Genomic DNA, 13,571 nt, shown 5'->3' with positions numbered 1-13,571 from the left:
GTGTCTGCGGTGTCCAGAAAAACGGTCTGCGGTGTCAGGGAAAAACGGCACGGCAAAAACGGCGAAAACAAGGCGGAGGTCCTCATGAACGCTCGTGAACGGCTCGGCGGCGGACGCATCTCCTGGAGGCTCGCGATGAGCCGCGCGGCGGTGGGCGCGGCGACGGCGGCACTGGCCGCCGGTGCGCTGGCGGTACCCGCCGAGGCGGCGGCCGCGCCCGCCGCCTCGATCACCGGCGAGGCGGCGGTCCAGGCCTCCCAGGCACCCCAGGCCGCCCAGACAGTCCAGGCCGCTCAGACAGTCCAGACCGCTCAGACCGCTCAGGCCAGGAAGTACTACTTCGCCGCCGGGCTCCTGGGCAGGAACGAGGTCCCGGAGCCGGGCAAGAAGGTCAACGACCGGGACGGTGTGGCGGTCGCGAAGTTCCGCATCCACGGGAACCGCTTCTACTACTTCGTCCAGTGGAAGCGCACCGGCAAGCCCAGCGCCTTCCACATTCACAAGGGCAAGGCGGGCAAGAACGGCCCCGTCGTCATCGACCTGCTGTCCAACGGCAAGATCCGCGGCAACACGAGCTTCGGCTCCGTCGTCGTCAAGGACTCCAGCCTGCTCCGGGGCATCAAGAGCAACCCGAGGAACTGGTACGCCAACCTGCACACCAAGCAGTTCCCCGACGGCGCGGTCCGCGGCCAGCTCACCAAGGGCGGCCGCTGGTAACCCGCCGATTCGAGGAACCGGAGAGGCACCGCCGCCGGACCGCGTACGAGTCAGGCCGTAAGGACGGAAAACCGCTGCGGCCGGCTCGGGAGGGCGGCGGTCCCTTCGAAGCCCGCCGGCCGGACGGCCGGAGTACGCCCGGCGAGTCGTGCAGGCAGGGCGGTGTTGGATTTCAAGCCTTCCCAGGCTTTGGAGTCGGGTTCGGGCAGTGACAGGCCCTCGCCCGCGTCCTGCACGGCGGATGTTCAGCTCTCCCTGGACACATCGGTCCGGAGGTCCGCGCCCCGGCCTCTCGGTCCCTTATTCCATCGCGGCCTGAATGGCCCGTGTCCCGTCGCGCACCGCGTCGAGCAGTGCCTGGTACTCGGGCTCGGCGACCCCCCTGGACGACTCCTCTCCCGCGCGTGACTCCTCGACCGCGCGCAGGTACGCCTGCCAGAAACCGTGGATCCTTCCGGCCACATCGCCCTTCAGGACAAGAAGCCGGGGATGTTCGCCTTCGCGCAGGGCCCGTCGGCCGGGTTGCTTGAACCACATGTTCAGCCTGGCCATGGAGGAGATCCAGGAACCGACCAGGTCGACGAGATCGTTCCCGATGACCGAGCTCGTCAGCATCGCGAGCGCGAGGTTCATCGGCGGCGACGGCGTGGGTTTCCTCAGCTCGTCAGGCGGGGTCCAGCTCGGGAGCGGATCGCGAAACTGTCGCATCCATTCAGGAAGGTCCCTGATTTCCGTCACCTCCATCGAAAGCCGACGTTGAACGGCGAGCTGCGAGGTCCTGAACACCCCGGCCGCGGATCAGGGATTCTTCCTGGACGGCGGCGGGGCGTTCCTGTCTCGGGGGTCCTCGGACGGGTCCGCGGCCCCGGGAGTGAGTGTCCGGCCGGTGACGCGTTCCGGCGACTGCTCGCGGAGGAGGGCGGCCTGTTCGCGGGCGACGTCGCGCATCCGGCCGAACAGGCCGAGCACCATGGCGATCTGGTCGTCGTCGTATTCGGCGAGGGCCTGGGCCCAGGCCTCCGACATGCCCTCGAACAGCGGCCGGATCTCCGCCTGCCGTTCGGGGACCGGCCGGACGAGCACGCGGCGGCGGTCCTGCCGGTCGTGCTCACGGCGAACCCAGCCGTCCCGCTCCAGCCGGTCGATCATCCGGGTGACGGCGCCGGTGGTCAGGCCGGTCTGGGCGGCGATGTCCCCGGCGGTCGCCTGCTCGATCCCGGTCAGCGCGGTCAGGCTTTTGAAATCGCCCAGGCTGAGCCCCAGGCGGTCGGCCACCGCCTGCTGGAACAGGATCCCCGCAGCGATCGTGTGGGTGAGTTCGGCCTGCAGGTGCGCCAGCAGGGCCTGACGGTCGACCGGCTCGGCACTTGACATGCATCTACCTTACATGCTCATACTCTGCGCATAACATTATCTGCACAGAGCAGATAATGAGGAAGGCAGATAAATGGACGCTCGTAGGTCGTCGCTGTGGTCCGGAATCGCCGGAACCTCGCTGTTCACACTGATCTGGCTGGTCGAAGGAGTGATCCGGCCGGGTTATGACCCGATGCGCAGCTGGATCAGCGAACTCGCCCTGTCCGGTCGCGGCTGGATCCAGATCGCCGGCTTCCTGATCGGCGGTGCCCTGATCACCGTCTTCGGGCGCGGCCTGCGCGCCGTCTTCGCCGACGGCCCCGCGGCGACCTGGGGTCCGCGGGTCGTGACCACCGCCGGCGTCGCCCTGTTCGCCGCCGGCCTCTTCGTGATCGACCCGGGGACCTACCGCCCTCCCGGCACCGTGGCCGGGACGACCTGGCACGGCATCCTCCACGACATCGCCGGACCGGTCATGGTCCTCTCCGTCGCGGCGGCGGCCGTCATCTACTCGCGTCGCTTCGCCCGGTGGTACGGGCTGGCCGCCGGCGGTCTGATGGTCGCCCTCTGGCTCGCGGCGGGCGTGCTGAACGGCCTGGACCACGCCGGCGTCTGGTCACCCGCCCCCGCCGGACTGTTCCAGCGACTGTCCGTCCTGACCGGCTTCGCCTATCTGGCCTACCTGGCTTGCCGCGCTCTCGCCGCGTCCGAGACGGCGGCATCCGTCGCGTACCCGGCGACGGGCGGTGAGGAGACGACGGGTGGGGCGGTGACCCGATGAGACCCGGCGTCCTTCGCCCGCTTCTCGGTGGACGTCCGGCGAGCCCCGTCTCAGGTGTGGACGTGCTCCACATCGGCGTCCGGGGCGTGCATCAGGGGGCCGTAGTGCTCGGCGAACAGCTTGGCGACCAGCTCGCCCCGGCTGGTGATGCCGAACTTGGTGAAGATCGCCTTGAGGCGGTGGCGCACCGTGTGGGCGGACAGGTGCAGCTCCGTGGCGATGTCGGCGGTCGACAGCCCGCGCGCGACGCACTGGGTGATCTGCTGCTCGCGAGGGGTCAGGCAGCACGCCTCGACGATGATCGGGGCGATCTGCGCGGAGTTCGCCGGTTCCAGGACGACCGCCACCGGACCGGGCGCACCGCTGGGGCTGCGCAGGCACGAGACGTGCACCGCGGGCCAGCGGCCAGAGCTGCCCCGCAGCCGGGCCGCGCGGCGCGCGGATCGTCCCGGGACCGGGGAGAGGCGCTCGCCGTCCGCCGGCCTCAACGGGCGCAAAATTATGTGAGCGCTGTTATATTAGCGCTATGACATCTCTGGATCCCACCGCCTCGCCCGGGCGGTGGGACACGGTCCACGCCCTGATGGCCGCCCTGGACGCCCAGATCGAGTCGTTGTACACCGACCGGGGCATCCACGGGGTCCGTCCCCGGTTCGCCTATCCGCTGATCCGTCTCGCGCACACCGGGCCGCTCATGATCCGCGAGCTGGCGGAATCGCTGGGCCGCTCGCACTCGGCGATGAGCCAGACGCTCACCGCGATGCGGCGCGAGGGACTGGTCGACTCCGAGTCCGGCACCGACGCGCGCACGCGCCGCATCACCCTGACCGAGCGCGGTCGCGCGCTCATCCCCTTCCTCGAGGCCGAGTGGCGCGCGACCGAGGCCGCCGTCGCCGAACTCGACGACGAGATCCCGCACGCGCTCAGCGCCGTCGTCGCCGAGCTGGAACGTGCCCTGGAGCGGCGGCCCATGCGGGATCGGATCCTGGCCCACCTCTACGAGCCCCCCGCCGCCCCGGCGCCCCCGGCCGCCCCTGCGGGGGAGCCGCACCCGTGACCTGGCGCGAGCGGCTGATCGACGTCCGCCCCCTGCGAAGCAGCCGGCCGTTCCGCGACCTGTGGATCGGCTCCTCCCTCTCCTCGCTCGGCCAGCGGATCGCCGGCGTCGCCGTCCTGCTGCAGGTCTGGGAGCTCACGCGCAGCCCGCTCTGGACCGGCGCCATCGGCCTCGCGACAGCCGTACCCCTTCTCGTCCTCGGCTTGGTCGGCGGATCGCTCGCCGACGCCGTCGACCGCAGGACCCTGGTCCGTGCCACCGCCGCGGGCCAGGTCCTGCTGGCCGCGGGCCTCGTGGCGCAGGCCGCCGCGGGCAACCGGTCGGTCCTGCTGCTGCTCGTCCTGGTCGCCGCCCAGTCCGGCTGCGCGGCGCTCGGAGCCCCGGCGAAGCGCACCTTCCCCGTCCGGCTGCTCCCCGCCGACCAGGTCGCCGCCGGGCTCGCCCTGCAGAACGTCGCCTTCCAGGCCTCCATGCTCCTCGGGCCCGCCCTCGCCGGTCTCGTGCTCGCGCGGTGGCACTATCCCGCCGCGTACGCGATCCAGGCCCTCGCCGCCCTCGCGTCGCTGGTCGCGGTGGTCCGGCTGCCTCCGATGGCCGTGCTGCGCGCCGGCGACGACCGGCCGCCGGGGTACGGCGGGCGCCGGGAACGCCGGGAACGCTGGGAACGCCGGGAACGCCGGGAACACGGCCCGGCCCGGGGAGGCTGGGGGATCATCCTCCGGCGCCCTGCCCTGTGGGGCTCCCTCGCCACCGACCTCGCCGCCACCCTCCTGGCCATGCCGATCGCGCTCTTCCCCCTGATCAACGAGATCCGCTTCGAGGGCGCGCCCCAGACCCTGGGACTCTTCCTGTCCGCGATCGCGGTCGGCGGGCTGGGGGCGGGCCTGCTCTCCGGGACCGTGACCCGGCTCCGTCGCGGCGGCCTCGTCCAGCTCCTCGCGGCCACGGTCTGGGGTCTGGCCCTCGCCGGCTTCGGCCTGGCCGGGCCCCTCTGGCTCGCCCTCGGCTGCCTGGTTCTCGCCGGTGCGGCCGACACCGTCTCCGTGGTCACCCGGGGCGCGCTGGTCCAGCTCGAGACCCCCGACCAGTACCGCGGGCGGGTCTCCTCGGTCGAGCACGTCATCGGCGTCGCCGGCCCCGAGATCGGCAACTTCCGCGGGGGACTCCTCGCCTCCCTGACGTCCGCGCCCGTGGCGCTCGTCGTGGGGGGCCTGGGAGCCGCGCTGGCCGTCGTCACCGTCGGCCTGGTCAACCGCCCCCTGCGCGACTACCGCGTCCCGCCCGCGCACGAGGGCCCGCCGCCCTCGGAGGCGACGGCTCCCGAGCAGGCGGCTCCCGGGCGGGAGACCGCTCCCGCGCAGGCGGCGGACGTCACCGGCGAACCGCGCTGACCGCGGATCGGCCGCCTGACGCGGCCGGTGGCCGGAGGCGCCGCACGATCTCGCGGACCGTCAGCGGCCCACCTGGAAGGCCGACATCGGGATGTGCAGCCAGGTCGGCCGGTTGCGGGACTCGTACACCACCTCGTACGCGGCCTTGTCGAGTTCCAGGGCGCGCAGCAGGACGGCGTCCTCGGCGCGGAGGTGGCCGCCTCCGGCGGAGTAGCCCGCCAGGAAGGAGGAGCGGTTGAGCTCGGCCCACTCCACCGCGCGGGGGCGGAGTTCGTCGGCGTTGGAGTGGTCGGCCAGCAGGTGGCGGGCGGCGTAGTCGAAGGAGCGGAGCATCCCGGCCACGTCCCGCAGCGGGGAGGACAGCGCGCGGCGCTCGGCGATGGGCTGGCCCGGCTCGCCCTCGAAGTCGAGGATGATCCAGTCGTTGGTGGTGCGCATCACCTGGCCGAGGTGGTAGTCGCCGTGGACACGCTGGACGGGCATCTCCCTGGCCACGTCGGAGACCCGCTGGTAGGCCTCCTCGGCGACGTGGGCGTGCTCGCCGAGAGCGGGCACCTCGTCCACCGCGACGCCCAGGCGGCGGCGGAACTCCTCGACCATCCGCTTGACCTCCTGCGACTCGATCACGTCGGTCGGGAAGGCGGCGGCCATCTCGTGGTGGACCGTGGCGGTGGTGACGCCGAGGCGGTAGGCCTCGGCGCTGAAGTCGCCGCCCGCGTCGGAGGCCGACGGCTCGAGGGAGCCGTACAGGTCGCGGACGCTGGCCAGGGCGAGGGCCCAGCCGTCGTTGGCGTTCGACAGGAACTCCTGGGTCATCGCCAGCGTGGTGGTCTCGCCGTCGAGGTCGGTCTCGATCCAGCCGTACGGCCGGGCGATGTGCGTGCCGTCGCGGCGGGCCAGCGCGGTGACGATCTCCAGCTCGGGGTTCACCCCGGCGGTCAGGCGGCGGAACAGCTTGCAGATGTAGGTGTCGCCGTACACCAGCGAGGTGTTGGACTGCTCGGCGCCGAGGACCAGGCTGCGCATGGAGGCGTCGATCTCCACCCCGTCGAGGTGGCGGAAGCGGAGCGCGCCCAGGTCGCGGCCGGAGGCCATGCCCTCCAGCAGGGTGCCGGTGAGGTCGGCGTCGTAGGCGGCGTCGTAGTAGCCGCCGCCGATGTGGGCCGGCTTGAAACGGGCCCACTCCGGCGCCTCGCTGCCGAGCAGCACCTGGTAGCGGTCGCGCGCCCCTGCCTGGTGAACGGAGATGATCAGGTGGCGCAGGCGTGGTGACAGCTCCACGTCCGAGTCGACGACGAGATCGTCGATCGGGCGCCCCTTACCGGCGAACCATCGTTGCTGGGTGATCCAACCGGTAAGGAGCTCCGTCAACACGGCTTTACGCCTCCTGGGATGCGGGTGGCAGGGTGAACCAGTAGAACCCATGCCCAGGAAGAGTCAAAAGATACGGAAGCTCGCCAATCGCTGGGAAGGGAACCCCGCCCATCGTCTCCACCGGAACCGATCCCTCGAAGCGGCGGAGGTCGAGCTCCACCGGCTGCGGGAACCGGGACAGGTTGTTGACGCACAGCATCCGGTCGTCGCCGAGCTCGCGCACGAAGGCGAGGACGCTCGGGTTGGACGAGTTCAGCTCGGTGAACTCACCCAGGCCGAAGACCGGGTGCCGCTTGCGGATCTCGATCATCCGCTTGGTCCAGTGCAGCAGCGAGCCCGCGCTGCGCTGCTGCGCCTCGACGTTGAGCGCCTGGTAGCCGTAGATCGGGTCCATGATGACCGGGAGGTACAGGCGGCCCGGGTCGCAGTCGGAGAATCCCGCGTTGCGGTCGGGGCTCCACTGCATGGGGGTACGGACACCGTCGCGGTCGCCCAGCCAGATGTTGTCCCCCATCCCGATCTCATCGCCGTAGTACAGCACGGGAGATCCGGGAAGGGAGAGCAGCAACGCCGTGAACAGCTCAATCTGGTTGCGATCGTTCTCCAGCAGCGGGGCGAGCCGCCGCCGGATGCCGACGTTGGCGCGCATCCGGGGGTCCTTGGCGTACTCCGAGTACATGTAGTCGCGCTCGTCGTCCGTGACCATCTCGAGTGTGAGCTCGTCGTGGTTGCGCAGGAAGATGCCCCACTGGCAGTTCTCCGGGATCTTCGGCGTCTGGGCCATGATCTCGGAGATGGGGTAGCGCGACTCCCGCCTGACCGCCATGAAGATGCGCGGCATCAGCGGGAAGTGGAACGCCATGTGGCACTCGTCGCCCCCGGTGGCCGAGTCGCCGAAGTACTCGACCACGTCGGCGGGCCACTGGTTGGCCTCGGCCAGCAGCACCCGGTCGGGGTAGAGCCGGTCGACCTCCGCCCTGACCCGCTTCAGGTACTCGTGGGTGCGGGGCAGGTTCTCGCAGTTGGTGCCGTCCTGCTCGAACAGGTACGGGATGGCGTCCATCCGGAAGCCGTCGATGCCCAGGTCCAGCCAGAAGCGCAGCACCTCCAGCATCGCGTCCTGCACGTCCGGGTTCTCGTAGTTGAGGTCCGGCTGGTGGGAGAAGAAGCGGTGCCAGTAGTACTGGCCCCGGACCGGGTCGTGGGACCAGTTGGACGTCTCGGTGTCGACGAAGATGACCCGGGCGTCCTTGTAGAGCTCGTCGTTGTCGTTCCAGACGTAGAAGTCGCCGAACGGCCCCTCGGGGTCGTGGCGGGAGGCCTGGAACCACGGGTGCTGGTCGCTGGTGTGGTTCATCACCAGGTCGGCGATGACCCGCATGCCGCGCTTGTGCGCCTCGTCGACCAGTTTCACGAAGTCTCCGAGATCGCCGAAATCAGGAAGGATCTTCATGAAGTCGGCGATGTCGTACCCGCCGTCGCGCAGCGGCGACTCGTACAGCGGAAGCAGCCAGAGGCAGTCGACACCGAGCCACTGGAGGTAGTCCAGCCTCTGGATGAGACCGCGGATGTCTCCGGTGCCGTCGCCGTTGGAATCGGCGAAGCCCCGGATGAGAACCTCGTAGAAGACAGCGCGCTTGAACCAGTACGGGTCGCGCGGCTTTTCCTCGTCGAAGGTGTTCGGAATTGGCTCAGGTAGCTGACTCACCAGTGACTCCCCGCTGTTCTGCCGGTATAGGCGTACCCGGCCGGCTCACCGCTGGTTCGCCGCCGCGGCACGCAGAGTGAAGACGTGCGCTGGGTGGATGTGGGGATCGAGGCGCACGTAGTTGTCCTGCCGCCAGCGATACGACTCGCCCGACAGTTCGTCGTCCACGACGAACTCGGCTTGCCAGTCGAGCCCGAGGGCGGGCATGTCCAGCGACACCGTCGCCTCGTGGGTGTTGTGCGGATCCAGGTTCACGACGACGAGGACAACGTCGCCCAGGCCGTGCCGTCGTGTGGCCGTGTCGTAGGCGCCGGGCAACCGCTTGGAGAAGCAGATCACATCCGGGTTGTTGACGCTGTGAAACCGTAGATTACGCAGTTCCTGGAGCGCCGGGTGTGCTCTTCGGAACAAATTGAGTTGTGTAATGAACGGGGCGAGGCTACGGCCTTCTCGTTCGGCCTCTACCCAATCGCGGGGTTTGTACTGATATTTCTCGCTATCAAGGTATTCTTCACTGCCCGGTCTAACCGGTACATTCTCCGCAAGTTCATATCCGGCGTATACGCCCCACGTCGGCATCGCCGTGGCTGCGAGTACTGCTCTGATATAAAATGCCGGGACTCCCCCGTGTTGAAGGTATTCATGGAGAATGTCCGGAGTATTGACGAACACGTTGGGCCGCATGTAATGCGACGTCTCGTGGGAGAGCTCGCTCAGGTAGTCCTCGACGTCCGAGCGCGAGTTCTTCCACGTGTAGTACGTGTACGACTGGTGGAAACCGACCTTGGCCAGCGTCCGCATCATCGCGGGGCGGGTGAAGGCCTCCGCCAGGAACAATACGTCAGGGTCGGTGGTGTGGACGTCGGCCAGCAGCTTCTCCCAGAAGGCCACCGGCTTGGTGTGCGGGTTGTCGACCCGGAAGATCCGCACCCCGTGGTCCATCCAGAGCCGCACGACCCGCCTGATCTCCTCGTAGATCCCCTTGGGGTCCCTGTCGAAGTTCAGCGGGTAGATGTCCTGGTACTTCTTCGGCGGGTTCTCCGCGTACGCGATCGAGCCGTCGGCGCGGATGTTGAACCACTCCGGGTGCTCCTTGACCCACGGGTGGTCGGGCGCGCACTGCAGGGCGAGGTCGATGGCGACCTCCATGCCCAGCTCGCGGGTCTTGGCCACGAAGGCGTCGAAGTCCTCGAACGTGCCCAGGTCGGGGTGGATGGCGTCGTGGCCGCCCTCCTCGGAGCCGATCGCCCAGGGCGAGCCGGGGTCGTACGGCTCGGGCGTCAGGGTGTTGTTGCGCCCCTTGCGGAAGCTGTGCCCGATCGGGTGGATCGGCGGCAGGTAGACGACGTCGAAGCCCATCTTCGCCACGGCCGGCAGCCGCTTGGCGGCGGTCTGGAAGGTCCCGGACTTGGGGGCGACGCCCTGCTCGATGATCGCGCCCTCGGAGCGCGGGAAGAACTCGTACCACGACCCGAACAGCGCCCTGCGGCGGTGCACCAGGACCGTGCGCGGGGCCGATCTCGTCACCAGGTCGCGCAGCGGGTGGGCGCGCAGCATCGCCGCCGTCTCCGGCATCTGGGCCACGGCGAACCGGGCGCGAGGGTCGATCTCGGTGTCGCGCAGCCTCGCCGCGACGGCCTGGAGCGCGGCCCGGTGCCCGCAGACGTGCTGCTGCGTCACCTTGGCGCCCTTGGCCGTCCTCGCCGCCGGGGTCCTGCCGCCCACCGGCCCGCCGGTCGCGACCGGGCCGGTGGCGGGGACGGCCGCAGGCCCGCACTCGGCGGCCCGCACCGCCCTCGCCGCGCGGTCGAAGAGGCGGGCACCCTCCTCGCACATCAGGTCGGCGTCCAGGTCACGTGGGATCTTGATGCCCGCGTCGTGCAACCAGGTGGCCATGGGATCACTCCACGCCTCCACCCGGAAACGCCACTCGCCCTCGGTGGGCAGCGTCACCTCCACGCCCCACCGGTCGGTGCCGGGGGCGAGCTCGCGCATGGGCAGCAGGGGACCGCGCACGCCGCCGGGACCGGTGAGCACGGCCCCGGCCGCGACCGCGTCGTGTCCCTCCCGGAACACGGTCGCGGAGATCTCGAAGGTCTCACCCGCGGCGGCCTTGGCGGGGCGGCGCCCGCAGTCGACCGTGGGGTGGATGTCCTGGATTGGGATTCGTCCGATCATCGCGTCTCAAGGTAGCGGCGGCACGCCCGGTACCGCCGGGGAAGTCAGCAAGGAAGGATCTTCGTTTTTTCAAGCATCCCCGGGCGGCCGGTCTCGGGGCAAGCGGAAGCATGCCCTGATGGGACGGCCGGTTCCCGAGGGCAGCACGTTCTGGCTCGTATGTCCGGTGCCCTAATAGTCCAGCTTCATGCGTCCCGCTGGATAGAGTGCGGCACCTCTTACTCTTCCGCGAGTTCTCCTAACAGTCGATCACCTGCCTTTGATGTGTTTGGGGGGGATTGATAGCGGTGAGAGGGAGACGCGTGAGTGTTGGGGTCGCCCTCGTGGCGCTGAGTAACTAGGGTCTGGCACCGTGAGAGCAATCCGCAGGTTTACCGTCCGCACCGTCCTGCCGCCGGAGCTGGCCTCCCTCGGCGAGCTCGTCCTCAATTTGCGCTGGTCGTGGCACCCGGAGACATTGGATCTGTTCGGCGAGGTCGATCCGGCCGTCTGGGGGCGTGTCGGGTACGACCCCGTCGCCCTGCTGGGCGCCGTGCAGGCCGACCGGCTCCGCGAGCTGGCCGCCGACCGCCGCTTCCTGAGGCGACTGGCCGACGCCGCCGACGATCTCCGCGAGTACATGACCGCCCCCCGGTGGTACCAGACCATGTCCGACGCGCCCAAGGCCATCGCCTACTTCTCCCCCGAGTACGGCATCGCCGCCGCCCTGCCGCAGTACTCGGGCGGGCTCGGCATCCTCGCCGGTGACCATCTCAAGGCCGCGAGCGACCTCGGCGTGCCCATCCTGGCCGTCGGCCTGCTGTACCGGCACGGCTACTTCACCCAGTCCCTCTCGCCCGAGGGCTGGCAGCTGGAGCACTACCCCTCCCTCGACCCCGGCGGCCTGCCGCTCACCCTCCTGCGGGAGGAGGACGGCACCCCGGTACGCATCAAGATCAGCCTTCCCGAGCACCGCACGCTGCACGCCCAGGTCTGGGTGCTCCAGGTCGGCAGGGTGCCGCTGCTGCTGCTCGACTCCGACGTGGCCGAGAACGACACCGCCGCCCGCGACGTCACCGACCGCCTGTACGGCGGCGGCGGCGACCACCGGCTGCTCCAGGAGCTGCTGCTCGGCGTCGGCGGCGTCCGCGCCATCCGCGCCTACTGCCGGGTCACCGGGCACGCCGAGCCCGAGGTGTTCCACACCAACGAGGGCCACGCCGGCTTCCTCGGCCTGGAGCGCATCCGCGAGCTCACCGAGGCCAGGCTCTCCTTCGACGAGGCCCTGGAGGCGGTGCGGGCCGGGACCGTCTTCACCACGCACACCCCCGTGCCCGCCGGGATCGACCGCTTCCCCGCGGAGATGATCGGCCGCCAGTTCGGTGGCGAGAACGCCTGGCCCACGGTCCCCGTCGACCGCATCCTCGCGCTGGGCGCCGAGGAGGAGCCGGGCAAGTTCAACATGGCCGCGATGGGCATGCGGCTGGCCCAGCGGGTCAACGGCGTCTCGGAGCTGCACGGCGCCGTGAGCCGGGAGATGTTCCAGGGCCTGTGGCCGGGCTTCGACACCGAAGAGGTCCCGATCGGGTTCATCACCAACGGCGTGCACGCCCCCACCTGGGTCGGCCGGGAGATCATGGAGCTGGCCGGCAGGGAGCTGCCCACCCTGGTCGACCGCGCCCAGGGCTGGGAGAGCATCGGCAAGATCTCCGACGGAGACGTCTGGGGCATCAGGGGCCGGCTGCGCGAGAAGCTGGTCGTGGCGGCCCGCGCGCGGCTCCGCCAGTCGTGGATCAACCGGGGCGCCTCGCAGGCCGAGCTCGGCTGGATCGACGACGCCCTCGATCCCGAGGTGCTCACCATCGGCTTCGCCCGCCGGGTGCCGTCGTACAAGCGGCTCACCCTGATGCTGTCCGACCCCGACCGGCTCCGCGCGCTGCTGCTCGACCCCGCCAGGCCGGTGCAGATCGTGATCGCGGGCAAGGCCCACCCGGCCGACGAGGGCGGCAAGAAGCTCATCCAGCAGATCGTGAAGTTCGCCGACTCCGAGGACGTGCGGCACCGCATCGTCTTCCTGCCCGACTACGACATGGCCCTGGGCCAGCTGCTCGTCCAGGGCTGCGACGTGTGGATGAACAACCCGCTGCGCCCGCTGGAGGCGTGCGGCACGTCCGGGATGAAGGCCGCGCTCAACGGCGGGCTCAACCTGTCCATCCGGGACGGCTGGTGGGACGAGTGGTACGACGGCACCAACGGCTGGGCCATCCCCACCGCCGACGGCGTCGCCGACCCCGACCGCCGCGACGAGCTCGAGGCGGCCGCCCTGTACGACCTGATCGAGCACGAGGTGGCCGACCGGTTCTACGACCGGGCCGACGGGCTGCCCCGGCGCTGGCTGGAGATGGTCAGGCACACCCTGGCCTCGCTCGGCCCCAAGGTGCTCGCCGGGCGGATGCTCCGCGACTACGTGGTCGACCTCTACGCCCCGGCCGCCAGGTCCGCCCGCGCCCTCTCCGGCGAGGGGTACGAGCAGGCCAGGAGCTTCGCGGCGTGGAAGCTCAAGGTCGGCAGGGCCTGGCCGGGCGTGCGGGTCGAGCACGTGGAGGCCTCCGGCCTGGGCGACAGCACCCCGGAGCTCGGCACGTCCGTGGAGCTGAAGGCCACCATCGCCCTCGGCGAGCTGGAGCCCGGGGACATGCGGGTCCAGGCGGCCTACGGCCGGGTCGGCGACCACGACGACCTGGCGGCCCCCTCCTACGCCGATCTGACCGTCGAGTCCGAGGGCGACGACGGCAGGGCCGTCTTCGCCGGGACCATCCCCCTCGACCGCACCGGACCCTTCGGCTACACCGTCCGGGTCGTTCCCGACCACCCGCTGGTGGCGTCGACCTCGGAGCTCGGCCTGGTCACGGTTCCCGAGGAGCCCGTCGGCATGACCAACGGCACCCTGCGCTGACCGCGTGACCGCCCGGCGCGCGCCGGGCGGCGGGACCCCCGTGCCAGATCGGACGAGCTCACGGCTGAAGTCGA

At 70.3% G+C, this 13,571-nt stretch carries 11 protein-coding genes; 5 read left to right on the top strand and 6 right to left on the bottom strand.

The annotated features are described in order from the left end of the window. The first annotated feature begins 84 nt into the window (after positions 1 to 84). Entirely contained in the window at positions 85 to 717 is a 633-nt protein-coding gene (locus AB0G15_RS27150) for a CHRD domain-containing protein (RefSeq protein ID WP_362845142.1), read from the top strand. A 300-nt stretch (positions 718 to 1,017) separates the two neighbouring features. Here the strand turns inward: AB0G15_RS27150 and AB0G15_RS27145 are convergent, their stop codons facing one another. Both AB0G15_RS27145 and AB0G15_RS27140 read right to left on the bottom strand, forming a co-directional pair. Beyond that, positions 1,018 to 1,425, bottom strand: coding sequence for a hypothetical protein (locus AB0G15_RS27145; protein ID WP_362845140.1), 408 nt, complete (start codon positions 1,423 to 1,425; stop codon positions 1,018 to 1,020). Positions 1,426 to 1,515: 90 nt separating this feature from the next. Beyond that, entirely contained in the window at positions 1,516 to 2,091 is a 576-nt protein-coding gene (locus AB0G15_RS27140) for a MarR family transcriptional regulator (protein WP_362845138.1), read from the bottom strand. A 73-nt stretch (positions 2,092 to 2,164) separates the two neighbouring features. On the opposite strand from AB0G15_RS27140, the gene AB0G15_RS27135 reads away from it, so the two are divergent. After that, positions 2,165 to 2,854 carry a DUF998 domain-containing protein gene (locus AB0G15_RS27135; protein WP_362845136.1) on the top strand — a complete coding sequence of 230 codons (690 nt, stop codon included), beginning with the start codon at positions 2,165 to 2,167 and terminating at the stop codon, positions 2,852 to 2,854. A gap of 50 nt (positions 2,855 to 2,904) precedes the next feature. On the opposite strand, the gene AB0G15_RS27130 is transcribed toward AB0G15_RS27135, so the two are convergent. Beyond that, the gene (locus AB0G15_RS27130) at positions 2,905 to 3,342 is read right to left on the bottom strand and encodes a helix-turn-helix transcriptional regulator (RefSeq protein WP_362845133.1); all 438 of its coding nucleotides are present in this window, start codon (positions 3,340 to 3,342) and stop codon (positions 2,905 to 2,907) included. Positions 3,343 to 3,380: 38 nt separating this feature from the next. Between AB0G15_RS27130 and AB0G15_RS27125 the strand changes: the two genes are divergently transcribed. After that, positions 3,381 to 3,911 carry a MarR family transcriptional regulator gene (locus AB0G15_RS27125; RefSeq protein ID WP_362845130.1) on the top strand — a complete coding sequence of 177 codons (531 nt, stop codon included), beginning with the start codon at positions 3,381 to 3,383 and terminating at the stop codon, positions 3,909 to 3,911. After that, positions 3,908 to 5,302: an MFS transporter gene (locus tag AB0G15_RS27120; RefSeq protein WP_362845128.1), complete on the top strand. Its 1,395-nt coding sequence runs from the start codon at positions 3,908 to 3,910 to the stop codon at positions 5,300 to 5,302. The genes AB0G15_RS27125 and AB0G15_RS27120 overlap by 4 nt, the downstream gene beginning before the upstream one ends. Before the next feature lie 60 nt (positions 5,303 to 5,362). Here the strand turns inward: AB0G15_RS27120 and AB0G15_RS27115 are convergent, their stop codons facing one another. From AB0G15_RS27115 to AB0G15_RS27105, 3 genes are read right to left on the bottom strand one after another with little or no spacing between them, the layout of a single operon-like run. After that, the gene (locus AB0G15_RS27115; RefSeq protein WP_362845125.1) at positions 5,363 to 6,676 is read right to left on the bottom strand and encodes a phosphotransferase; all 1,314 of its coding nucleotides are present in this window, start codon (positions 6,674 to 6,676) and stop codon (positions 5,363 to 5,365) included. 4 nt (positions 6,677 to 6,680) lie between these two features. After that, positions 6,681 to 8,384, bottom strand: coding sequence for a maltose alpha-D-glucosyltransferase (gene treS, locus AB0G15_RS27110; RefSeq protein ID WP_362845122.1), 1,704 nt, complete (start codon positions 8,382 to 8,384; stop codon positions 6,681 to 6,683). A 45-nt stretch (positions 8,385 to 8,429) separates the two neighbouring features. Then, entirely contained in the window at positions 8,430 to 10,562 is a 2,133-nt protein-coding gene (locus AB0G15_RS27105) for an alpha-1,4-glucan--maltose-1-phosphate maltosyltransferase (protein ID WP_362845119.1), read from the bottom strand. A 352-nt stretch (positions 10,563 to 10,914) separates the two neighbouring features. Between AB0G15_RS27105 and glgP the strand changes: the two genes are divergently transcribed. Then, complete coding sequence (gene glgP, locus AB0G15_RS27100) at positions 10,915 to 13,497, top strand: alpha-glucan family phosphorylase (protein ID WP_362845116.1); 2,583 nt, start codon at positions 10,915 to 10,917, stop codon at positions 13,495 to 13,497. Positions 13,498 to 13,571 lie beyond the last annotated feature (74 nt).

This window comes from Streptosporangium sp. NPDC023825 (assembly GCF_040639575.1).
Lineage (GTDB): Bacteria > Actinomycetota > Actinomycetes > Streptosporangiales > Streptosporangiaceae > Streptosporangium.
Note: the sequence above shows the minus strand (reverse complement) of the source record. Positions and strands in the feature narration are given on the sequence as shown.

Excerpts from the sequence above, each read along its gene's own strand:
- AB0G15_RS27135 (WP_362845136.1), top strand. The coding sequence starts at position 2,165 with ATGGACGCTCGTAGGTCGTCGCTGTGGTCCGGAATCGCCGGAACCTCG.
- AB0G15_RS27145 (WP_362845140.1), bottom strand. The coding sequence starts at position 1,425 with ATGCGACAGTTTCGCGATCCGCTCCCGAGCTGGACCCCGCCTGACGAG.
- AB0G15_RS27150 (WP_362845142.1), top strand. The coding sequence starts at position 85 with ATGAACGCTCGTGAACGGCTCGGCGGCGGACGCATCTCCTGGAGGCTC.
- AB0G15_RS27125 (WP_362845130.1), top strand. The coding sequence starts at position 3,381 with ATGACATCTCTGGATCCCACCGCCTCGCCCGGGCGGTGGGACACGGTC.
- AB0G15_RS27140 (WP_362845138.1), bottom strand. The coding sequence starts at position 2,091 with ATGTCAAGTGCCGAGCCGGTCGACCGTCAGGCCCTGCTGGCGCACCTG.
- AB0G15_RS27105 (WP_362845119.1), bottom strand. The coding sequence starts at position 10,562 with ATGATCGGACGAATCCCAATCCAGGACATCCACCCCACGGTCGACTGC.